Annotated in this window: 17 protein-coding genes; 7 read left to right on the top strand and 10 right to left on the bottom strand. The window is 71.5% G+C overall.

Features of this window, described 5'->3' with window-relative positions; translation table 11 throughout:
• The 8 genes from FHS07_RS02025 to FHS07_RS01990 all read right to left on the bottom strand — a co-directional run bounded on the left by FHS07_RS02025 (nt 1) and on the right by FHS07_RS01990 (nt 10,526).
• Nucleotides 1–960 (bottom strand): NAD-dependent epimerase/dehydratase family protein, encoded by a 960-nt coding sequence (locus FHS07_RS02025; protein ID WP_183418246.1) that lies wholly within the window; start codon nt 958–960, stop codon nt 1–3.
• Complete coding sequence (locus tag FHS07_RS02020; protein ID WP_183418245.1) at nt 957–3,671, bottom strand: alpha/beta fold hydrolase; 2,715 nt, start codon at nt 3,669–3,671, stop codon at nt 957–959. The genes FHS07_RS02025 and FHS07_RS02020 overlap by 4 nt, the downstream gene beginning before the upstream one ends.
• On the bottom strand, nt 3,668–4,690 hold the full coding sequence (locus FHS07_RS02015; RefSeq protein ID WP_183418244.1) for a 3-oxoacyl-ACP synthase III: 1,023 nt from the start codon (nt 4,688–4,690) through the stop codon (nt 3,668–3,670). Before FHS07_RS02015 ends, FHS07_RS02020 begins: the two co-directional genes overlap by 4 nt.
• A 125-nt stretch (nt 4,691–4,815) precedes the next feature.
• A complete protein-coding gene (locus FHS07_RS02010) occupies nt 4,816–6,117 on the bottom strand; it encodes a DUF58 domain-containing protein (protein WP_183418243.1) in 1,302 nt (433 codons plus the stop codon).
• Complete coding sequence (locus tag FHS07_RS02005) at nt 6,117–7,046, bottom strand: AAA family ATPase (protein WP_183419365.1); 930 nt, start codon at nt 7,044–7,046, stop codon at nt 6,117–6,119. Before FHS07_RS02005 ends, FHS07_RS02010 begins: the two co-directional genes overlap by 1 nt.
• A 224-nt stretch (nt 7,047–7,270) precedes the next feature.
• Entirely contained in the window at nt 7,271–8,425 is a 1,155-nt protein-coding gene (locus tag FHS07_RS02000) for a DUF4350 domain-containing protein (RefSeq protein ID WP_343054578.1), read from the bottom strand.
• Between the two features lie 8 nt (nt 8,426–8,433).
• The gene (locus tag FHS07_RS01995; RefSeq protein ID WP_183418241.1) at nt 8,434–9,090 is read right to left on the bottom strand and encodes a DUF4129 domain-containing protein; all 657 of its coding nucleotides are present in this window, start codon (nt 9,088–9,090) and stop codon (nt 8,434–8,436) included.
• Nucleotides 9,087–10,526, bottom strand: a complete 1,440-nt coding sequence (locus FHS07_RS01990; RefSeq protein WP_183418240.1) for a DUF7847 domain-containing protein — start codon at nt 10,524–10,526, stop codon at nt 9,087–9,089. Before FHS07_RS01990 ends, FHS07_RS01995 begins: the two co-directional genes overlap by 4 nt.
• Before the next feature lie 161 nt (nt 10,527–10,687).
• On the opposite strand from FHS07_RS01990, the gene mtrA reads away from it, so the two are divergent.
• The 5 genes from mtrA (at nt 10,688) to hpf (ending at nt 16,220) form a co-directional block, all read left to right on the top strand.
• A complete protein-coding gene (mtrA, locus tag FHS07_RS01985) occupies nt 10,688–11,368 on the top strand; it encodes an MtrAB system response regulator MtrA (RefSeq protein WP_183418239.1) in 681 nt (226 codons plus the stop codon).
• Nucleotides 11,369–11,375: 7 nt separating this feature from the next.
• Complete coding sequence (gene mtrB / locus FHS07_RS01980) at nt 11,376–13,058, top strand: MtrAB system histidine kinase MtrB (protein WP_183418238.1); 1,683 nt, start codon at nt 11,376–11,378, stop codon at nt 13,056–13,058.
• A complete protein-coding gene (locus FHS07_RS01975; protein WP_183418237.1) occupies nt 13,055–14,713 on the top strand; it encodes an LpqB family beta-propeller domain-containing protein in 1,659 nt (552 codons plus the stop codon). Before mtrB ends, FHS07_RS01975 begins: the two co-directional genes overlap by 4 nt.
• 79 nt (nt 14,714–14,792) lie before the next feature.
• The gene (locus FHS07_RS01970) at nt 14,793–15,461 is read left to right on the top strand and encodes a ComF family protein (RefSeq protein WP_183418236.1); all 669 of its coding nucleotides are present in this window, start codon (nt 14,793–14,795) and stop codon (nt 15,459–15,461) included.
• 93 nt (nt 15,462–15,554) lie between these two features.
• Nucleotides 15,555–16,220 carry a ribosome hibernation-promoting factor, HPF/YfiA family gene (gene hpf / locus FHS07_RS01965; protein WP_183418235.1) on the top strand — a complete coding sequence of 222 codons (666 nt, stop codon included), beginning with the start codon at nt 15,555–15,557 and terminating at the stop codon, nt 16,218–16,220.
• Between the two features lie 77 nt (nt 16,221–16,297).
• Here hpf and FHS07_RS01960 read toward each other — a convergent pair whose 3' ends face one another.
• The gene (locus tag FHS07_RS01960) at nt 16,298–17,608 is read right to left on the bottom strand and encodes a coiled-coil domain-containing protein (RefSeq protein ID WP_183418234.1); all 1,311 of its coding nucleotides are present in this window, start codon (nt 17,606–17,608) and stop codon (nt 16,298–16,300) included.
• Nucleotides 17,609–17,792: 184 nt separating this feature from the next.
• Here FHS07_RS01960 and secA point away from each other — a divergent pair, with 184 nt between their 5' ends.
• Both secA and FHS07_RS01950 read left to right on the top strand, forming a co-directional pair.
• Entirely contained in the window at nt 17,793–20,591 is a 2,799-nt protein-coding gene (gene secA, locus FHS07_RS01955; protein ID WP_183418233.1) for a preprotein translocase subunit SecA, read from the top strand.
• A 120-nt stretch (nt 20,592–20,711) separates the two neighbouring features.
• A complete protein-coding gene (locus tag FHS07_RS01950; protein ID WP_183418232.1) occupies nt 20,712–21,938 on the top strand; it encodes a pyridoxal phosphate-dependent aminotransferase in 1,227 nt (408 codons plus the stop codon).
• 181 nt (nt 21,939–22,119) lie between these two features.
• Here the strand turns inward: FHS07_RS01950 and FHS07_RS01945 are convergent, their stop codons facing one another.
• On the bottom strand, nt 22,120–22,566 hold the full coding sequence (locus FHS07_RS01945; protein ID WP_183418231.1) for an Rv3235 family protein: 447 nt from the start codon (nt 22,564–22,566) through the stop codon (nt 22,120–22,122).
• Nucleotides 22,567–23,016: the final 450 nt, after the last annotated feature.

Genomic DNA, 23,016 nt, shown 5'->3' with positions numbered 1-23,016 from the left:
TCAGGCGAGCGACAGGCGGCGCAGGCCCTCATCGAGCGACACCGAGGGCGTCCACCGCAGGTCACGGCGGATCTTGGTCTGGTCGAACCAGTGCGCCGTCGACAGCTGCTCGGCGAGGAAGCGGGTCATGGGCGGTTCGTCCTCGCCCGGACGGACGGCCCACACGCGCTCGACGAGGGCGCCGGCCACGCGAGCCAGCCCCGCGGGCACGCTGAACCTCGGCGGCGTGACGCCCGAGGCGCGGCAGATCCCGGCGAGCAGGTCGCCGACCGGGCGCGGTTCGCCATTGGTCAGCACGTACGCGCGTCCGCTGACGTCGTCGACACGGGCGAGCGCGGCGACGATTCCGGATGCCGCGTTGTCGACGTACGTGGAGTCGATGAGCGCCGTGCCGCCGTTCAGCAGGGGCAGACGGCCTCGGCGTGCGCGGTCGACGATGCGTGCGATGAGCTGGGTGTCGCCCGGGCCCCAGACCAGGTGCGGGCGGATCGCGACGAGCGCGGTACCCGCGTCCGCGCGGGAGAGCGCCAGCAGCTCGGCCTCGGCCTTGGTACGCGCGTATTCGCCGTGCGCGGCATCCGGATCGGCGGGCTCGGCGCCGACGCCCGCGAGCGCGTGGCCGGCGTGCGCGACCGACGGCGACGACACGTGCACGACGCGCGAGACACCGGCGGCGGCCGCGGCGTCGAGGAGCGTGCGCGTGCCCTCGACGTTGACCGCGCGGAACTGGGCCGGGTCTCCCGCGAGCGAGACCTTGGCCGCCAGGTGCACCACGCCGTCGACGCCGTCGAGGGCGGATGCCACGGCATCCGGATCCGTCACGGAACCGAGACGATCCTCGGCGCCGTCGACGCCCGAGGGGCGGCGCTGGAGGGTGCGGACGGAGTGCCCGGCGTCCTGCAGGGCGCGCACGACCGCCCCGCCGAGGAACCCGGACGCGCCGGTGGCGAGCACCCTCACGGCGCCGTCGGGTTCTCGCCGGCCAAGAGGCGCTCGGCCCACGCGGCGACGCGGGTGCGATCGATCTTCGAGTTGTGGCGGATGTCGGTGGGGAGGGTGGGAACCACCAGCACGGCCGCCAGCCGCTGGCGGGTCGCGGCGCGAACGGCGTCGGTCAGGGCGGGGGATGCGAGCCCGGGGCGTCGCACGCCGGCTTCGACGACCGCGACGACGACCTGACGGCCGACGGGCCCGACTCCCACGGCCGCCGCGCGTACGACGGCGCCGACGGTCTCGGCATCCTGCTCGATGCCGACCGGGGTCACGGGGCCTTCGGCGGTGGTGATGACGTGGGGGAGTCGCCCCTCGACCCAGAGGCGTCCGTCGGCGTCGAGGTGGCCGACGTCGCCGGTGCGGTGCCAGCGGTCGGGGAGTCCCCGACGCGCCTCGCGGTCGGTGAGGTAGAGGCGGAAATACCCCCGCTTGAGGTGAGGGGCGGAGATGACGATCTCGCCGGTCACTCCGGCGTCGGTCGTCGGCTCTCCGGCGGCCCGACCGTTCGGGTCGATCGCCGAGATGCGCACCTGGCCTGTGCCGAGCGGGCGTCCGACGCAGACCCCGCGATCACCCGCGGCGCGCTCGATCTCGGGCAGGGTGACGTCGGCGACGAGTAGGCACTCCGTCATGCCGTACGGGGTGTGCGCGACGGCGTTCGGCATGAGGCGCTGAGCCCGACGGAGCAGGTCGATGCCGACCGGGGCGCCGGTGGAGAGGAACGTCTCGACGCGCTCGAGCGCGGCGCGGTCATCGGCACCGAGGTCGGATGCCGTCGCGACGACGTTGGCGACGGCGGCGGGCGAGAGGAAGACCATACGCGCGTCCGACGCTCGCACGGCTGCCGCGACGGCGGCGGCGGTGAGGGTGCGGGGAGCGGAGACGTCCATGGCGGGTGTGGCGGAGCGCGTACCCAGCGCCGGGCCGAGCAGCGCGAACGGCGCGAAGCCGGTCACGAGACCCGTGTCGGCGGTGACGCCGAAGTGTGCGGCGAGGGTGTCGCGCAGGGCCGTCAGCTGCGCGTGCGTGTAGACGACGCCCTTGGCCGGCCCGGTCGAGCCGGACGTGAACAGCACGGCGGCATCGGCGTCGGGCGCGGGGGGTGCGGGCACGGCGCGACCCCGCCCGGCGCGGGCCAGGTCGGACAGGCTCGCGTCCACGCCCAGTGCACGCGAACCTGCGGCGGACAGGGCGGCGGCCGAGATGCGGCGGCCGGGCCAGCCGAGGGCGCGCGCGGCCGCGAGTCCCGCGACCTCGCCGATGACGATGTCGGGCACGGCACCGCGGACGGCACGCGACAGACCCCGGATGCCGAGACCGCGGTCGGCCACGACGACGACGGCGCCGATGCGCAGGCACGCGTACAGCGCGGCGGTGAGGGTGGGGCCGGGCTGCACGAGCAGCGAGACGCGGTCGCCCGCGCGGACGCCGAACGCGTCGAGGCCGGCGGCGATCTCGTCGACGCGGGCGGCGAGCTGACGCCAGCTCACGCGGAGCGGCCGGCCGCCGCGGGAGGTGCTCATGTCGATCACCGCGGTGTCGTCGTCGTCGCGACGGGCGTCGAGGGCGTCCCAGAGATAGCCGGCGGCCGCCTCCGCCGCGGGCGTGGCGGAGGTCGGAACGGCGGGGGTGTCGGCCGCGCCGTCGTTCGCGTCGGTGTCACGGGCCGACGGTGACGCGGCCGCGCCGGAGTCCTGCGCGGCGCGCGGGGTCTCGGCATCCACGACCTTCTCGTCGAGCCAGTCGAGCACGACTTCGGCGTAGGGCCGCTCTTCGGCGATGAGGTGCCCGGCGCCCTCGAAGCGATGCACGTCGGCGTGGGGCAGGCGCTCGGTGAGGTCGTCGAGGTGTCCCTCGCCGAACACGGGGTCCTTGGGGCCCCGCAGCAGGAGCGCCGGCACGTCCAGTCGCCGCAGCCCTGCCGACATGCGACGCAGAGCGGGGGTGCTCTCGTCGGCCGAGGTGGCGGGGATGTCCGCGACGAACCCGCCGATCCCGCGTCGGCGGGCGACGGTGGCATAGGGCGCCCGGAAGGCGGAGCGCACGGCCGGATCGAGATCGGCGAGCGCGAGCGTGGTGTCGAGGAACGCGGTCGTCCCCGTCGTTCCGGCGGCGAGCAGTCCACGGGCGGTGGCCACGCGCAACGCGAAGGGCAGCGGCGCTCCATCGGGGTGATGCACGGCGGTGTTCAGGGCGATCACGGCGGCAAGGCGGTCGCGATTCTCGACGGCCCAGCCGAGCGAGACGGGCCCGCCCCAGTCGTGCCCGATCGTCACGACCGGACCCGGGATGCCGAGCTCGTCGACGAGCGCGCCGAGATCGGCGATGCGCTGGGCGAGCGTCCGTCGCAGACCCGAGCGCTCCGAGAAGCCCATCTCGAGCTGATCGACGGCGACCACCCGCCACGCCGTGCGGCCGGCCTCGGCGCGCTGCAGCGAGGTGCTCACCAGTGCACGCCAGAGGTACGACCAGGTGGGGTTACCGTGGACGGCGACGATCGTGCCGACGGGGGCGATGCCGCGCTCGGCGAGGGCGTCGCCGGTGTCGAGCACGTGCCAGGTGCGGGTGGCGCGCGCATCGGCGGCGACGCCGTCGACGGCGACCAGGCGGGACAGAGCCGGGTCGAGACCGGGCAGACCCACCGGGGGCAGGGTCGCGCCGGGGGTGGTGACCCTCACCAGGCCAGCTCCAGCATGCCGGTGTTCAGCCCGGAGCCCACTCCCATCAGCAGGACGCGGTCGCCCCGGCGCAGCGTCTTCTGCTCGGCGGCAAGGGTGATGGGGATGGAGGCCGGTCCCACATTGCCCAGGGTGGGGTACGTGACCGGCACGCGAGTGCGGTCGAGCTTGGCGGCGCGGACGATCGCGGAGGTGTGGACCGACGACACCTGGTGCGTGACGTAGCGATCCATGCCGGTCCAGTCGAACTCGCCCTTGGCTTCTTTCCACGCCGACACGACGAGGTCGAGTCCGCCCTTCAGCAGCGCCTTGGCGTCGGTGAACATGCCGTCGACGCTGCCGACGCAGAGGTCGTAGAACTGGGTGGCGGCGCGCGTCACTCCGCCGACGATGCGGTGACCCTCGGGGTGGTCGCTCGCGCGACCGAGCACGGCGGCCGCGGCCCCCGAACCGAGCGTCAGCGAGGCGAACTCCTGCATGAAGGCGTCACGGTCGAGGTCTTCGCGCACGAGGCGGTTGATGGTGTTGACCTGGATCTCGTCGGCGTCCTCGCCGTTGACGATCAGGGCGTACTTGACCTGGCCGGACTGGATCATGCCGGCGGCGAGGCTCATGCCGTTGATGAAGCCGAGGCAGGCGTTGGCGACGTCGAAGTTGATCGCCGAGCTCGGCAGACCGAGACCGTGGTGAAGGCGCACGGCCACCGACGGCTCGAGGTGCTTGCGGGTCACGGAGGTGTTGATGATCAGGCCGATCTCGCCGGGATCGACACCGGCCTCGACGAGGGCCTGTTTGCCCGCGGCGATCGTCGCCTCGTCGGAGGACTCGCCCTCGGCCCAGTTGCGGCGCTCGGTGACACCCGCGACGCGGCGCAGGAGTCCGGGCTTGAGCTTGAGACGCTCGAGCGCCGGGGCCAGCCTCGCCTCGATGTCGTCGGACGTCGTCACGCGGCTGGGCAGGACGCTCGCCACCGAAACAAGGGCCACATCATCGAAGTGCGTAGTGGCATTACCTGGCAAGAGAGCTCCCGCATCCTGTGCGTTGACGGCGCAGCCGGGCACGGAGGGGACGCGCGGACGGCTCGAAGATTACCCCTCAGGATAAGCCGGGACGTATGTCTGGGGCTGCATGGGGGCTGAACGTGCTACAGCCGGCCCGCCGCCTTGAGCGCGAGGTAGCGGTCGGCGACGAGGGGAGGCAGGTCCTCGGCCGACGCCGACACCGCGTCACCGCCCGCGCGCATCACCGCGTCACGGACGCGCTCCGCGTCGTGCCGGGCACGCTCGACGGCCGCGGCGGCGTATACGTCCGCGGCATCCCGGTGCGGCGGTACCTCGCCCGGACCGTCGGTCGCCGTCGCCACCAACAGCCGCGACCGTGAGGCGACGGCGGGCAGCGACGCGAGGAATGCGCGCGCGGCCTCGGGATCGTCGGCCGCGGTCAGCAGCACGACCATCGCCGGGCGCACCGACAGTCCGCGCATCTGAGCGAAGGCGGCATCCCAGTCGGTGTCGATGAGCTGGGGGTCGACCGGGCACATGGCATCCACCAGAGCGGGAAGCAGCTGCGAACCGTCGATCCGCGTGACGCGCGCGCGGGTGACGCGGTCGAACATGAGCAGGTGCACGTGGTCGCCGGCGCGCGTCGCGAGGACCGAGAGCAGCAGGGCGGCCTCCATCGCGGCGTCCAGGCGCACGCCGTCGCCGACCCGCGCGGCGGCCGTGCGCCCGGTGTCGATGACGATGACGACGTGACGGTCGCGTTCCGGTCTCCACGTGCGCAGCATCGTCGTTCCCGCGCGGGCGGTGGCCCGCCAGTCGATGGAGCGGACGTCGTCGCCGCGGACGTACTCGCGGAGGCTGTCGAACTCGGTGCCTTGTCCTCGCACCTGCAGGGTGGTGTTGCCGTCGAGTTCCCGCAGCCGGGCGAGACGCGAGGGGAGGTGCCGCCGAGAGGTGAACGGGGGCAGCACCCGCAGGCGCGCGGGGGCGTCGATCACGGCCTGACGGCCGGCGAGGCCGAGCGGACCCACCGAACGTACGACGACGAACGCGCTGCGCAGCTCTCCCCGGCGACGCGGAAGCAGCGAGAGGGGAGCTCCCCGTCGCTCACCCGGGGGGACGGTGAGGCTCTGCCGCCCCGGGGCCGCACCGGCCGTCGGCTGCCACGCGTCGCGCACCCGCGCTCTCAGCAGGCGGGTGCCGAGATTGCGCACCCGCAGTTCCCCCGTGACGGGTTCGTCGCGCAGGGCCCGCTCCGGCAGGGTCCGCGTGATCTCCACGCGACGCGCGTCGGCGGCAACGGCGATGTCGACGGCGGCCAGCACGGCGCTGAGCACCACCCACCCGCCCGCGGCGGTCCACGCCGGCACCCCCGCGCTGCTCAGCAGCACGAGAGGAACGACGCCGAGGGCGACGAGCAGGGCGAGGCGGCCGGTGACGAACATCAGATGGGGACGCGGGTCTGCTGCAGGACGGAGGTGAGGATGGCATCCACCGAGACGCCCTCGATCTCGGCTTCCGGGCGCAGGCGGATGCGGTGGCGCCAGACGGGCACGAGCATCGTCTGCACATGGTCGGGCGTGATCGCGGGGTACCCGCCGAGCCACGCCCAGGCCTTGGCCGCGGCCAGCAGTCCCGTCGTCGCGCGCGGGCTGACACCCAGCAGCACCGAGGGGCTCTGGCGGGTGGCGCGCGCGAGGTCGACGACGTAGCCGAGCAGGTCGTCGTCGACGGCGACGGATGCCGCGGCGCGCTGCGCCGCCAGGATCTCGTCGGCCGTGACCACCGCATGCACCCCGGCGTCCTCCAGGCGACGGGGGTCGAAGCCACCCGCGTGGCGACGCAGCACGTCGACCTCGGCGTCGCGCCCGGGTAGGTCGACGACGAGCTTGAGCAGGAACCGGTCGAGCTGCGCCTCGGGCAGCGTGTACGTGCCCTCGTGCTCGATGGGGTTCTGGGTCGCCGCGACCAGGAAGGGGTCGGGGAGGGCGCGGCTCTCGCCGTCGGACGACACCTGCCGCTCCTCCATCGCCTCCAGCAGGGCAGCCTGGGTCTTGGGGGGCGTGCGGTTGATCTCGTCGGCCAGCAGAACGTGGGTGAAGACGGGACCGGGGCGGAAATCGAACCCGCCGGCCCGGGGGTCGTACACGAGCGACCCCGTGACGTCTCCCGGCATGAGGTCGGGGGTGAACTGCACGCGACGCGTGTCGAGACCCAGGGCGCGGCTGAAGGAGCGCACGAGCAGCGTCTTGGCAACCCCGGGGACGCCCTCGAGGAGCACATGGCCGCGCGAGAGCAGGGCGATGAGGAGTCCGGTGACCGTGCCGTCCTGTCCGACGACGGCCTTGCCCACCTCGAGGCGCACGCGGTGCATGGACTCGCGGAGCGCGGCGTGGTCGTCGGCGGCCCGGGCCTGAGCCCGCGTGGTGGTGGGGGCGGCGCCGGGCGCAGAGGCCGTGCCGGCGGCGGGCGTGCGTTCCGGTTCGGAGATCGTCGCGGGCGCGGCGGCGCGCGGATCGCTCGACGCGCGAGCGTCGGGACCGGGGACCGCGTCCGGGTGCGAGGGGGCGGGCCAGGCCGGATTCTCGGGGCTGTCGGTCATCGTGTGGTCCCTTCGGTTCGGACGGCGGCGCGCACGCTCGCCTCGAGGTCGCGGAGTCGGTCGGCCGCCGCGACGAGGTCGCGGTCGGTGCGGGGTTGATCGTCGATGAGGATGCCGTGCACCCGCGCGCGATCGGCGCCCAGGCGTGCGGCGACCGCGTCGGCGATGCGACCGGGGTCGCTGCGCGCGGAGAGCCCGAGCAGACGCTCCAGACGCCCCCGCGTCGCCCGCCGCAGCTCGTCGAGGGCGTGCGGCGCATCGCGCGCCACGGCGTAGAGGCGGGCGCGCCCCTCGGTGGTCTCGTTCGCCCGCACGGTCACCGGGAGTCGCTCCCTCACGAGGGGACCGAAGCGGCGTCCGCGCCAGATCGCCGCGATGAGGGCGGCGACGATGAGCAACAGGATGCCGGGGGTGACCCAGGGCGGAGTCAGCTCGCTGAGCGTCGGGACGTCGGCCGCGCGGTCGGCGTCGGCGGGGGAGGGCAGGTACCAGACGAGCGTGTCGCTCTGGCCGAGTACGGCGAGGGCGAGGGCTGCGTTGCCGTCTCGGGGGAGGGTCGCGTTCGTCAACGTCGCCAGCGCGTCGAGCGCGGTGATCGTCCGGCCCGTGGTCTCGACGGTGAGGAGCCCGAACTCGCCGTCGACGGGGAAGCAACTGGTGACCCCCTCGCCCGGCGTCATCAGTTCGCCGACCCGTGCGCTCCCGGCGTTCGCCGCGGCGGGCAGGGAGCAGTCCGCGGCCACCGCCTCGTCGTCGGCGAAGCCGCCGAGTCCCGAACCGTTCAGCAGGACGTCGAGTGCGCGCGTGCGCGGCTCGAGCAGGACGACATCTCGCGCTCGATCGGTCAGATCCCGCAGCGCATCGTCGGACAGCATGGGGGCGTCGCGCATCGCGAGCGTCGCCTCGCCGTCGGCCAACGCCCGCTCGGCGGCCGGGCGATCGCGCGCGACGATCACGCGTACGCCCTGCTGCTCCAGGACGCGCACGACGGCGCGGGCGCCGTCGGACCCGGCGGACTCGGGGTCGAGGGCGGCGCGTTGGGCGTACCCGCCGTAGACCAGGGTGCCGCCGACGAGCGCGACCAGGAGCAGGCCCACGGCCAAGGCCGCCCAGCCGAGGGCTCCGCGCCGTCGGGATCGGACGGGGGCCACCGCGACGCTCACGGTGCGGCCGCCGGGGTGGGGCGCGCGCGCACGGCCTGGTCGTCGAGATCGGCGATGGCTCGGTAGCGATCGGCGGAGCCGGGTCGGCGCAGGTACCGCACGTCGTCGAAGATCTCGGCCGCCTCGTCGAGGGGTCCGGCAAGGGTCGGGAGGGCGCCGGCCGCCTCGCGGCAGAACGCGCGAACCGTCGCGCCGGGCGGCGGGTCGACGAGACCGCGCTCGGTGAGACCTCGGGCGAAGGCGCGGAAGCGCAGCACGATCGCCTCGTCCCAGTCGGCGCGTGCGGCGGCCCGGGCGGCGTCGGCACGCAGATCGTCGGCCGATCGGGTGTCGTCCTCGTCGAACAGGGCGTGAGCGGGCCGCGTCGCGCGGGACACGAGGCGGGGTCGTCCCCAGATGAGGACGGCGACCACGATCAGGGCGGCGATGACGATCGCGAGGACGATGAGCGCGGACGGACCCCACCCGGAGGTGTCGGGCACGCGCAGCAGGTCGCCGAGGAAGCGACCCACCGCCTGGGCGATACGGTCGACGACGTTGGGCTCGGCTGCCTCGTACGCCGGATCGGCCAGCTCCCGTTCCGCCCACTCCCGCGCCTCATCGGGGTCGGGCAGCAGCGGGAACGCTGCCGCGAGCGCGGCGGGGAATCTCACGCGTCGCCGTTCGATCCGGGTGCGACCCAGGTGGTGGGTGTCGCCCCCGCGGGGTCGGACCGCGTGCGCGGCGTTTCGACGTGAGCGGGGCGATCGGTCGCGGCGGAGGCGGCCGGGTCGCCCCCGGCGGGCGCATCGTCGCGCGATCGCTGCTCGTGACCCGGCTGACCGGCCGGCAGTGTGTACTCCGGCTGACCGGACGGCGATGTGTACCCCCGCTGACCGGCCGGCGCCGCGTACCCCGGCTGTGCGGCCGGCCCGCCGTAGCCGGGCTGCCCACCTGGCGTCGCGTACCCCGGCTGCGTGCCGTGCATGCCGTACCCCGACTGTCCGCCCGGCAGGCCGTACCCCGTTTGCACGCCGGCAGCCCCGTACGGCACCGGTGCGGGACGAGCGACGACCCGTCCCACGCCGACCAGATAGGGGTCGTCGAGCTCTGTCGCTCCCGCGTCGCGCGCTTCGACGTAGGTCTGCAGGTCGTGGTCGAGGGCTTCCCCGCGCATGCGGGCGTTGACGTACACGAGCGCCGCCGAGGTGGACTGCACCACGAGCGCGATGCACTGCACGAGCAGGATGCCGAACTGGCCGATGACCTGCACGACGATCAGGCCGACGACCGCGCCGGTGTCGGTCTCGCCGGTCGGGGCGATGATGGCCGGCACGAGGCTTCCGATGAGGCTGAAGGGGATCGAGATGATCTGGGCGACGATGCTGAACGCGACCGAGATCACGATGAACACGCCGAGCGTGGACCAGAAGCGCCCGCGCGTCAGCCGCCACGATCGAGCGATCGCGCGGAACACCGGCGCGCGCTCGAGGATGATCGCCGACGGCACCAGGTAGAGCTTGGCGGCGAGCCAGAGCGACACCACGACCAGTCCGAGCACCGCCAGCACACCGAGGAGGATGCCGAGCCACAGCACCGACATGACCAGCAGCGCGACGATGCCGGCCAGCACACCGATCGCGACGACGGTGGCGAGGACGGTGAGGGCGCTGTACCCGATCAGACGCCACACGACGGGCTTGACGCGCGCCCATACGGCCTTGAGCGACGGCTTCTCGGCGACGACGGCGTGCGCGACCTCGGCGACGACGACGCCCTGCACGACGACGCTCAGTGCGCCCGTCGCCACGCCCAGGACGAGGGCGGTGGCGCTGGTGACCACCACCGAGCCAGCGAGGATGGCGTCGAAATCGTCACTGCCCGGGGCGACGGTGTCGAGGCGCGTGAAGCTCGCGACCGCGGCGGCGGCGACGGCCGCGGTCAGCACGATGTAGGCCACGGCCTGGGTGACGAGCGCGAAACCCAAGAGGACTTTCGGGTTGTGGCGCAGGGCGACGAAGGAGCGGCCGAGGATCGTGCCGAACCCGTACGGGTGCAACGGCACGATGCCGGGGCGGGATGCCGGAGTCCAGGCCGGGTACGCGGTCACTGTTGCGCCTCCTCGTCACATGGCGGTCCGTTCATCGTGTCACACACCCCCGACACGCTCGCCTCTCGTGCAGGCAGGTCGACTACTCTCGATGGGACATGCCCCCACAGGGGCGTCCTGCCCGTTTCCGAGCGGGTCCGAGCTGGAAGACGTACACCCGAATGACTTCACGGATCCTCGTTGTCGACGACGACACCGCGCTGGCCGAGATGATCGGCATCGTGCTGCGCACCGAGGGATTCGACACCGCCTTCTGCGCCGACGGTGCGCAGGCCGTGGACGCCTGGCGCACCGAGCGCCCCGACCTCATCCTCCTCGACCTCATGCTCCCCGGGGTGGACGGCATCGAGATCTGCACGCGTGTGCGCGCAGAATCCGGCGTCCCGATCATCATGCTCACCGCACGCACCGACACCTCCGACGTCGTCAAGGGGCTCGAGTCGGGCGCCGACGACTACATCATGAAGCCCTTCAACCCGAAGGAGCTCGTCGCCCGGATCCGCACACGCCTTCGGCCGGTCCAGGCGGCGGTCGACGAGACCCTGCGCATCGGCGATCTGACCGTCGACGTCGCCGCCCACGAAGTGCGCCGGGGCGATGCGCCCATCGCGCTGACCCCGCTGGAGTTCGAACTGCTCGTCGCGCTCGCCGAGAAGCCGCAGCAGGTCTTCTCGCGCGAGATGCTTCTCGAACAGGTGTGGGGCTACCACTACAAGGCCGATACACGTCTGGTGAACGTGCACGTGCAGCGTCTACGCGCCAAGATCGAGGCCGACCCCGACAATCCGCGGATCGTGACCACCGTGCGCGGCGTGGGATACCGCGCCGGCGCGGTGGCCTGAGCACCTCATGACGGGGGCGGTCCGCACCCTCCCGCCTCGCCCGCGCGGCCTCCGCGACTGGCGTCTCGCCCGTGATCGTCTGCGCACGCTCTGGCGCCGATCGCTGCGCTTTCGCACCATCGTCATCACCGTCACGCTGACGGCGGCGACGATCCTCGCCACCTGTCTGGCGATGGCGCTGGTCATCCAGAACGAGCTCTTCACCGCACGAAAAGACCAGGTGCTCCTCGAAGCGCAGCGCGCCACCGCCGCGGCGCAGGCGACGCTCGATGCCGCGGTGGACTCCACCGACCCGGCCGCGGCGCAGACTCTGATGAACGGCATCGCGACGCGCCTGTCGCAGCAGTCCTCCAGCGACCTCATCGCGCTGTACCGCATCGGCCCGCCCTCACCGCTCGCTCCTCAGCCCTTCATCTCACCGGCGTTCGAGTCGAGTCTCGTCACCGAGGCGCTGCGCACGCAGGTGCAGTCGAGCCCCGACCTGCAGTGGTGGCAGTCGGTCGCGCTGCCCTCCGACGGCGGCCGCGAGGTCCCCGGCATCCTGGTCGGACACCAACTGCGTTTCCCCGCCTCGGACGGCGTCGATTCGTACGAGCTCTACATGGGGTACGACCTCGTCAGCGCCTCGCAGACGCTCTCCTTCGTGCAGGTGCTGCTGTGGGTGGTGGGACTCGTCCTGGTCGTGCTGATCGGGGCGATCGCCTGGTTCGTCCTGCGGTCGGTGACCACCCCGATCGCGGATGCCGCCGAGACCAGCGCGAAGCTCGCAGCGGGGGATCTGGGTGTGCGGCTGCCGGTGCGCGGCGAAGACGAGCTGGCGACGTTGAACCGCTCCTTCAACGCCATGGCCGACAGCATCGAGTCGCAGATCAAGGAGCTCGCCGATCTCTCGCTCGTGCAGCAGCGTTTCGTCTCCGACGTCTCGCACGAACTGCGCACGCCTCTGACCACCATCAAGCTCGCCGCCGACATGATCAACGACCAGCGCGAGGAGTTCGACCCGGTGACCGGCCGCGCCGCGGAGCTGCTGCACGCGCAGGTGCAGCGATTCGAGGTGCTGCTGACCGACCTGCTCGAGATCAGCCGGTACGACGCGGGGTCGGTGCAGCTCGAGCTCGAGCCGACCAGTCTCGCCCACCTCGCCGAAGACGTCATCCTCTCGATGGAGCAGCTGGCCGAAGGGCACGGTTCCGATGTGCGCCTGGTCGCCCCCGGGGGCTACACCCCGGTCGACATGGACGCCCGTCGTGTGCGCCGCATCGTGCGGAACCTGCTGGGCAACGCGATCGAGCACGGCGAGGGACGGCCGATCGTCGTCTCGGTCGACAGCGATCGGGATGCCATCGCTCTCGGCGTGCGCGACTTCGGCCTCGGCATGCGCGCCGAGGACGTCGAGCGCGTCTTCGACCGCTTCTGGCGCGCCGACCCGTCACGGGTGCGCACCATCGGCGGCACGGGGCTCGGTCTGTCCATCGCGCTCGGTGACGCGCGCCTGCACGGCGGCACCCTGGCGGTGTGGTCCGAGGCCGGTCGAGGATCGAACTTCGTGCTGACCCTGCCGCGCACGGGCAGGCCCGTGACCGGCTCGCCGTTGCCGCTCGAACCCGACGATGAGCAGGGGGGCGCCCTCGAGGCGCTCGGCCTCACGCAGCCCATCTCGACCCGTCCCGGAGTCAGGAGGCCGTCATGAGGCGCGCCCTCGCCCTCGTCAGCCTCGCGCTCGTGCTCGTGCTCACGGCGTGCACGGGTCTGCCCACCACCGGCTACGTCAACCCGGGCCGGGGGCCGCAGGCCGACGACACCCAGGCCTTCGCGTTCGTCCCCGACGGCCCGCAGGAAGATGCCACGCCCAGTGAGATCGTCGAGGGATTCCTCCGCGCCGGTTCCGGTCCCGCCGACGACTGGGCCACCGCGAAGCTCTTCCTGGCCGCGGGGACGCAGTGGGACCCGCGGGCCCGCGTGACGATCGACCGCCTGGCCGACCGTCGTGCCACGGCCGCCGCCGACGGCACGTCGGTCGCGGTGTCGGTGGTGGCGACGGCCGGGGTGGATGCCGACGGCGCCTACGCCCCCGCGGCGTCGGGTACGGCCGAGACGCTGTCGTTCACCCTCGCGCGCGTCGACGATCAATGGCGCATCACCGCCGCCCCCGACGGCGTCGTGCTGTACGAAGAGGTGTTCCCGACCGTCTACCAACCGGCATCCATCGCGTACTTCGACCCCACGTACAGCTTCATCGTGCCCGACGTGCGCTGGTTCCCCCGCGCCCTGGTCGCCAGCCGGGTGGCCACCGCGCTCGTCGACGGGCAGCCCAGCGCGTGGCTTGCGGGTGCGGTGGAATCGGCGTTCCCCGACGAACTGTCGCTCGTGGGGCGCTCGGTCACCCTCTCGCAGAGCGGCGTGGCGCAGGTGCAGTTGCCGAGGGCGGTGCTGAGCCTCGACCGCACGCGGCTCGACCGCATGCAGACCCAGCTCGCCCGCAGCCTCGCGACGGCCGGTATCAGCGACGTGCAGATGACGGTCGAGGGCACCCCCATCACGGCCACCGAGGTGCCGGTGCGCGTCACACGAGTCGATCCCTCTCCGGCGGTGCTGACCTCGATCGGGCAATTCGGTTCGCTCGCGGGCGATACGGTCGAGCCGATCGACGGCCTCTCCGACGCGGTCGAATCGCTGGTGCCCTCCGCGATCGAGCTCGAAGCCGATCGCAGCCTCGCCGCGATCCGGACGCAGCAAGGGACGGTCGCGAGCGCGCTGGCCGACGGGCGGACCTTCCTCCTCGATGACCGTCCGGGCCTCATCGCCCCCTCGATCGACGCCGAGGGGGCCATCTGGAGCGTTCCCGCCGCGTCACCCACGCAGTTGCGGGCCATCACCGCCGAGGGCGTGCCGCGCGACGTCGGCAACGCTTGGCCGGATGCCGCAGAGATCACCGCCATGCAGATCTCGCGCGATGGCACGCGCATCGCCGCCGTCGTGACGGTCTCGGGTACGCGCGAGGTGTGGGTCGCCGGCATCGAGCGCACCAACGGCGACATCGAGCTCGGCCCGCCTCACGTGCTGTCGTTCTCGCAGCCAGGAGCCTTCGACCTCGCGTGGCTCGACGACACCACCATCGGCGTCCTCTCCAGCGTCGACGGCGTCAGCACCCTGCACGAGTTCGGCGTGGGCGGGCGCGGTACCGACTCGGTCGCGCCCGAGGGCACCCGCACGTTGGCGGCCGGCAGCACGAGCGTCCGCGTGCTCGACGACCAGGGGCGTCTGTTCAGTCGCCGCGGGAGTTCGTGGACGCTCGTGGCGTCCGGCATCCGTGTTCTGGCGGCCCAGCAGGGCACTACTTCCTGACGCTCCTCCCCAGGGGGCCGGCGTCCACCGACCTCGCATCCGTCGGTCGCGCCGGAGCCGGGCGCGGGAGGCTGGCGGCATGAACCTCTCCGTTTCGATCGCCTCTGCGCTGCGCGATGCCCTGACGTTCTGGCTGCCTCTCGCCTGCGCGGGGTGCGGTGACCTCGACGTGTCGTTGTGCGGAGGATGTCGTGTCCAGCTGGCTCCGCGGCTGTCAGGGCGCGAGCGTGAGCCCGATCTCGCCGTCGTCTGCGGCCTGCCGTTCGAGGGCGTCGCCGCGCGCGTGATCCGGGCGTTCAAAGAGGAGGGGCGCACGGCGCTGGCGCGCGACCTCGCCCCCGCGTTGGCCGCCGCGCTCGCGGCATTCGTCCCACCGGGGGCGCTGATCACGACCGTGCCCTCTTCCCGCGCGGCGTTCCGACGACGCGGATACCGCCCGGTCGAAGTGCTGGTGCGGCGGGCGGGCCGGCGCCCCCAGCGCCTTCTGCGGCTGCGCCGAGCGCCCGCCGATCAGCGCGGACTCGGCGATCGCGCGCGTCGCGAGAACGTCCGCGATGTGTTCGCGGTCCGCGTCGTCTTGAGCGGGCCGGTGGTGGTGGTCGACGATGTGGTCACGACGGGTGCGACGTTGGCTGAAGCGGTTCGTGCCCTGCGCGCGGCGGGGGCCACGGATGTGCGGGCCGTGGCGCTTGCGGACACGCCGCGCCGCAGGACATCGAAAGGTGAATGGGAGGTGATTGACACGTGACATGGCGGTGGCCTCCCACTAGCGTGGGGATGACTGAAGGCGACGGATGTTCCGCCCTTAGACCGGGCGGAACCCGGAACAAGGAGGTCACGGATGGACACCAACATCGTCGGCGTGGGGGTCGGTATCACCGATCGTTTCCGCACCGTGGTTGAAGAGAAGGTCGGCCGCATCGAGCACCTGGCGCCGCGTGCGCAGGCGCTCGAGGTCAAGGTCACCCACCGTTCGTATCGCAACGGACGCATGGAAGACGACACGGTCGAGCTCACCCTCGACGGCAAAGGACCGGTGGTCCGGGCCGAGGCCACGGATGTCGACAAGTTCGCCGCCCTCGACCTCGCGGTCGACAAGATCTCCGAGCAGGTACGTCGCGCCAAAGACAAGCGCGTCGACGCCCGAAACCACCCCCGCGGTGCCCGGTTCGAGAAGGGCACCGGCGAGTTGGCCGGCATCGATGTCGAGCCCGCCTCCGTCGAGGTACTGCGCGCCGTGGCCACCGGATCGATTCCGGTGCAGAACGAGGGCGCCGTCGACGAAGAGGATTACTCGCCCGTCGTCATCCGTCAGAAGGAGTTCGGGCCCGAGTGGATGACGGTCGAGGACGCCGTCGACCGCATGGAGCTCGTCGGCCACGACTTCTTCCTGTTCATCGACGCCCGCACCGATCACCCCAGCGTGGTGTACCGCCGCAAGGGATGGGACTACGGGGTGATCGCGCTCGCGACACAGGCATCGCCGGTGGCGCAAGCCGCATCCTGATCCGATTCTCGACGAAGCCCCCGACTCCAGAGCCGGGGGTTTCGTCGTGTCCTTCGTGCCCGCGCGACGAGGGCGGCTCAGCCGTCGAAGATGTCGCCGAGCAGCGACCCGATCACGAGGCCACCGAGCATGCCGCCGACCATGTTTCCGCCGCCCATGCCCCCGCCGCCTCGCCCGTATCCGCCGCCGCGGCCGTTGCCGCCCCAGTCATCGGGCCGGGACTGTTCGATGTCGCGTTGTGCGATCTGCAGCGATTCGGATGCCAGCGCCCCGGCGCGTCGCGCGGTGGCCAGCACCGTCTCCCGATCGTCTTCGGCGACGGGGCCCAGGGGCAGGCCGGCGCGCAAGCGTTCCGCCTCGACGAAGCGCGTGCGCGCGTCGGCGCCGATCCACCCCCGATGTCCGGTGATGAGGCCGCGGGCGACGGCGAGCTGACGGTCGGCGTCGTCGATGGCGTGATCCACCTGCTGTTGCGAGAGAACGGGGCGGGCGGCGCGCTCCCGGGCCTGATCGAGGTCGGCGTTCGCCTGGCGCAGAGACGACAGCGCCGCAAAGGGATCGTTGCGGCTCCCGGATGCCGGTAGCGCGCTCAGCGCGCCCTGCAGGGTCGACATGGCGGCGATGACGGCGGGGGTCTGCGCCTCACGACGCGCCTCGACGAGATCGTTGCGGGAGTCGTCGACGACGGCGGCGAGGGTGGACTCGGCGCGCAGCGCCTCGATCTCGAAGGTATCCACGGCATCCAGAAGGGACTCGGCGCGGCGGACGGCCTCGGTGGCAGCCTCCAGCGCGACCGACGCCTGCTCGCGCTGGCCGGCCTCGCGGCGCCGCTCGGACACGGATGCGGTGTGCACGGCGAAGTCGAGAAGCTGCTCGATCTCTTCGGGATTGCCACCGATCTGCGCGAGCGCCGAATCGCTGTAGCGGCGTGAGAGCCGTTCGACCACGTCGCGGGCGTTCGGGATGCGCTCCTGAAGCCGCTCGCGGTCGGCGCGGACACGGGCGAGCGTCTCGGGTGCGCGGCGCACGGCATCGATCTTGGGCTGGAGCACCTGCGTGCGTTCCTCGAGCAGGTCTTCCGCCCACTGCGACAGTTGGATGACGCGCGCGTTGCGCGTGCGCAGCTCTTCCTTGGTGTCGGGGATCTCGTCGTGGTTGAGCTGGTGCAACTGGAAGGCCTCGGCGAGGTGGGTGCGCACGGAGTCGAGGGCGGCGGCGAGGTCTTCGGTGGCCTTGTCGCCGAGCTCGGCCCGCGCGAAATCGAGCTCGTCGGAGGTGAGACGCACCCGCTCGTCGGCGGCGACGATCGCCAGCTCCGCTCGCCGAGCCAGATCCGCGTCGGCCGCGTCTTGCTCTTCGCGCTTCCTCTTACCCCAGAAACCCGCCATATGTCGATCCTAAGCGGCGGGTTCGCGCCCGTCGCCGTGTGTTCGCTGCGGGCGCGCAACCCGGCCGGGGGATTGCGGCTCCTTCGCAGGTCACGAACCGATAACACGGATACCATGGGCCACGTATGCCTGTTCGCAGGCCGGCGTCCGTACGGGCGTCGCACCCGACAGATGGAGATTCTTCGTGGCAAATCCGCTCGAGAGACTGCTGCGCGCCGGCGAAGGCCGCGTCCTTCGTCGCCTTCAGGGCGTCGTCAAGGCGACCGGGGCGCTCGAAGAGGACTACGAGCAGCTCACCGACGACGAGCTGCGCAACGAGACCGTCGAGCTCCGCGCCCGTTTCACGGCCGGCGAGACGCTCGACCAGCTTATGCCCGAGGCGTTCGCCGCCGTCCGCGAGGCGGCCAAGCGCACCCTCGGTCAGCGCCCGTACGACGTGCAGATCATGGGCGGCGCCGCCCTGCATCTGGGCAACATCGCCGAGATGAAGACCGGTGAGGGAAAGACGCTGACCGCGGCCCTTCCGGCGTACCTCAACGCCATCGCAGGCGAGGGCGTGCACGTCATCACCGTGAACGACTTCCTCGCCAGCTACCAGTCGGAGCTCATGGGCCGTGTCTACCGCGCGCTCGGAATGACAACCGGCACCGTCGTCTCGGGTCAGACGCCCGAGGTGCGCCGGCAGCAGTACGAGGCCGACATCACCTACGGCACGAACAACGAGTTCGGCTTCGACTATCTGCGCGACAACATGGCGTGGCGCAAGGAGGACCTCGTGCAGCGCGGTCACTTCTACGCCATCGTCGACGAGGTCGACTCGATCCTCATCGACGAGGCGCGCACCCCGCTGATCATCTCGGGTCCGGCATCCGGTGAGGCCAACCGCTGGTTCGCCGAATTCGCCAAGCTCGCCCGCACCCTCGAGGCGGGCGTCGACTACGAGGTCGACGAGAAGAAGCGCACGATCGGCGTGCTCGAGCCCGGTATCGAGAAGGTCGAGGACTACCTCGGCATCGACAACCTCTACGAGTCGGCCAACACGCCGCTGATCTCGTTCCTGAACAACTCGATCAAGTCGATCGCGCTGTTCAAGCGCGACACCGACTACGTCGTCATGAACGACGAGGTCATGATCGTCGACGAGCACACCGGTCGCATCCTGGTCGGACGCCGCTACAACGAGGGCATCCACCAGGCCATCGAGGCGAAGGAGGGCGTGCCGGTCAAGGCCGAGAACCAGACCCTCGCGACCGTCACCCTGCAGAACTACTTCCGCCTCTACGACAAGCTCTCGGGCATGACCGGTACCGCCGAGACCGAAGCGGCCGAGTTCATGTCGACGTACAAGCTCGGCGTGGTCCCCATCCCGACCAACCGGCCCATGGTCCGCAAAGACCAGTCCGACCTCGTCTACAAGAACGAGACGGCCAAGTTCGCACAGGTCGTCGAAGACATCGTCGAGCGCCACGAGAAGGGTCAGCCCGTCCTGGTCGGCACGACGAGCGTGGAGAAGAGCGAATACCTCTCGCGCCTTCTGGCGAAGAAGGGCGTTCGTCACGAGGTGCTCAACGCCAAGAACCACGCACGCGAGGCCGAGATCGTCGCCCGCGCCGGACGCCTCGGCGCCGTGACGGTGGCCACCAACATGGCCGGTCGCGGAACCGACATCATGCTCGGTGGAAACGCCGAGTTCCTCGCCGTGCAGGAGATGAAGGCGAGGAACCTCGACCCCGTCGAGACCCCCGACGCCTACGAATCCGAGTGGGACACGGTGTACCAGTCCATGCGCGACACCGTCGCCGAAGAGGCCGCGAAGGTCACCGAGGCCGGTGGTCTCTACGTGCTCGGCACCGAGCGCCACGAGTCGCGTCGCATCGACAACCAGCTGCGCGGTCGTTCGGGACGTCAGGGCGACCCGGGCGAGAGCCGGTTCTACCTGTCCCTCACCGACGATCTCATGCGCCTGTTCCAGTCGGGGGCCGCGGAGGCGATCCTTGCGCGCACCAACTTCCCCGACGACGTCGCGATCGAGTCGGGTCTGGTGTCGCGCGCGATCAAGAGCGCTCAGTCGCAGGTCGAGGCGCGCAACGCCGAGATGCGCAAGAACGTCCTGAAGTACGACGACGTGCTGAACCGTCAGCGCGAGGCCATCTACGCCGATCGCCGCCACATGCTCCAGGGCGATGACATCGCCGACCGCGTGCAGCACTTCATCGAAGACGCCATCACCGCCGTGATCGACGACCACACCGGCTCGGGCCACACCGAGTCGTGGGACTTCGACGCGCTCTGGACCGAGCTGAAGACGATGTACCCGGTGAGCGTGACGATCGACGAGGTCGTCGCCGAGGCCGGCGGCAGCAAGGGGCGCATCACGCCCGACGGGCTCAAGCGCGAGATCATCTCCGACGCCCGGATCGCGTACGAGAACCGCCAGCAGCAGCTCGGCGAGCAGGCGCTCCGCGAGCTCGAGCGCCGGGTGGTGCTGCAGGTCCTCGACCGTCGGTGGCGCGAGCACCTCTACGAGATGGATTACCTCAAAGACGGCATCGGCCTGCGCGCCATGGCCCAGCGCGATCCGCTGATCGAGTATCAGCGCGAGGGCTACCAGATGTTCCAGTCGATGATGGGGCAGATCAAGGAGGAGTCCGTCGGCTTCCTCTACAACCTCGAGGTCGAGGTCCGCAAGGTCGAGGGGGACGAGGCGCAGGTCGAGGCCAAGGGCCTCACGCCGACCCCGGTCGAGACGCAGCGCTTGGAGTACTCGGCCGCGAACGATGCGGGCGAGGTCGAGGTGCGAAACGACCGCGGCCAGGTGCAGCAGGCGGCGACCAACCGTCTGCGTCAGGCCGCGCAGCCCGCGGCAACCGCACCGGAGCCGGTGCCCACCGGCGCTCGCGGTGCTTTCGGGCAGCGCACCGACGCCGTCGACGAGTCCGCCGCATCCAACCGCGCAGACCGTCGCGCGGCGAAGAAGAAGTAACGAACGAACGCCGGATGCCGTGCCCCGATCGCCGGGGCACGGCATCCGCCGTTCGCGGTGACCGACGCGTGGTCCACTCGGTGTCGATTGGCCCGCCGGGGCCGGGGATATCCTGAACCGATGAGCCCGCTACGCCCTCTCGATCAGTCGTCGAAGTTGAAAGACGTCCTCTACGAGATCCGGGGGGAGGCCCTCGTCGAGGCCGACCGACTCGAGGCCGAGGGGCACTCGATCCTCAAGCTGAACACCGGCAATCCGGCGATCTTCGGGTTCGAGGCACCGCACCAGATCGTGCGCGACATGATCGCGTCGGTGCCCAACGCCCACGGCTACAGCGACAGTCGCGGCATCCTGTCCGCTCGCCGCGCGGTGGTGTCGCGCTACGAGCAGGAGCCCGGGTTCCCCGCGCTCGACCCCGATCACGTGTTCCTCGGCAACGGTGTGTCCGAGCTGATCACGATGACCATGCAGGCGCTTCTCGACGAGGGCGACGAGGTGTTGATCCCGGCCCCCGACTACCCGCTGTGGACGGCGATGACGAGTCTCGGCGGCGGCACGCCCGTTCACTACCTGTGCGACGAGTCGCGTGAGTGGCAGCCCGACCTGGAGGACATCCGGTCGAAGATCACGCCGCGCACGAAGGCGATCGTGGTGATCAACCCCAACAACCCCACCGGGGCGGTCTACTCGCGCGAGATGCTCGAGGGGATCGCGGCGATCGCCCGCGAGAACTCGCTGCTGATCCTGGCCGACGAGATCTACGACCGCATCCTCTTCGACGACGCCGTGCACATCCCGATGGCGACGATCGCACCCGACCTGCTGTGCCTCACCTTCAACGGCCTGTCCAAGACGTATCGCGTCGCGGGCTACCGGTCGGGATGGCTGGCGATCACCGGCCCGAAGGACCACGCGCAGGGTTTCCTGCACGGCATCAACCTGCTGGCATCCACGCGTCTGTGCCCCAACGTGCCGGCGCAGTTCGCGGTGCAGGCGGCGCTGTCGGGGGTGCAATCCATCGACGCTCTCATCGCCCCGTCCGGTCGTCTGCACGAGCAGAGGGATGCCGCGTGGCAGGGCCTGGAAGCCATTCCCGGCGTTTCGTGCGTGATGCCCCGCGGTGCGCTCTACGCCTTCCCACGCTTCGACCCCGAGGTGTACGAGATCCCCGACGACGGCAAGTTCGTGCACGACTTCCTGCTCGCCGAGCACGTGCTGCTGGTGCAGGGGTCGGGGTTCAACTGGCCCGCGACCGATCACGTGCGCATCGTGACGCTGCCCGAGGCGCGCGTCATCTCGGATGCCATCGAGCGACTCGGCAACTTCCTGTCGTCGTGGCGGCCCTGACCGGTCAGTGCGTCCGCGGTGTCGACCGCTGACCCGGTGAAAGGTGCGAGCCGAGATCGACGGCCAACGCTGCGTGCGGGTCACGGCTGCGCATGCGGCGGGCTCGAGCAGACGCGCCGGTCCCGGTCCCGCTCCCGTCGGCATCGCGGGGCGGTGACGGTCGGCCCTTCATGCCCGGCGCTCACAGCAGGCCCAGCGACGTGACGCGCCACCGACCGTCGAGGCCCTCGAGACGAAGGGCGATGGCGCGGGTCCGCAGTCGCGTCGATGCGGTCACGGTGGCCTCGACGACGTGATCGGCGGGGGAGAAGAGGTGCACGCTCTGGATGATGTGCGTCGCCCGCGGTGCGGGTATTCCGCGGGCGCTGCGCGCGCGGGCGGCCAAGCCGGCTCGAACGACCACCGTGCGATACACGTCTTCCGACAGCCACCGGGCGAGCTGGTCGACCTCCCGTACTCCGGCGAGCACCTCGAGGACACCGCGGACGATGTTGAGCGTGAAGGTCTTCGCGGACGGCAGCTCAGTGGCCGAGGTCCTCTGCCGGCCGAAGAACTCCTCCGTCCGGGAGGCGGCTGCGAGCGAGCGTCGCGTCGGGGTCGAGACGGTGTGGACGTGGGGCTGTGTCATGGTTCCCTCCGAGGATGTGGTGCGTGACGCGAGCGGGGGGTGACGCCGAGAGTAGGGCAGCGATGGCGCGCGGGACGGAGCGATCGGGGCGGCTGTGGAGGGATACGGGGTGGGTTCACGGTGGTGAGAAGGTGCCGCTGCACGGATGACGAGTGGGACGTCGACGCGCGACTCCGACGCTGCGGTGGTCCGAGGTCCGAATGCCGAGGATCCGCGTGAAGACGGGCGGTCGGCGGCGTCGCGTCCCGGCCTCGCTGCGATGGCGGCACGCGCCCGGATTCAGGGCCGGGTTGCCGGCGCGGCGCTGGTTTCGGGGGCGCCGGGAAGGGGCTCACCGACTGTGGAGGAGGCGGCGCACGGGACCGGAAATCAACTTGCGAGAGCCTCCCGCTCACGATGTCCACCGTTCGGGGGAGGCGCCTCACTCACCCGCCCGCGGGAGGAGCGAGC

The organism is Microbacterium proteolyticum (assembly GCF_014192415.1).
Lineage (GTDB): Bacteria > Actinomycetota > Actinomycetes > Actinomycetales > Microbacteriaceae > Microbacterium > Microbacterium proteolyticum.
The sequence above is the reverse complement of the archived record's forward strand: the minus strand, read 5'-3'. Positions and strand labels throughout refer to the sequence as shown.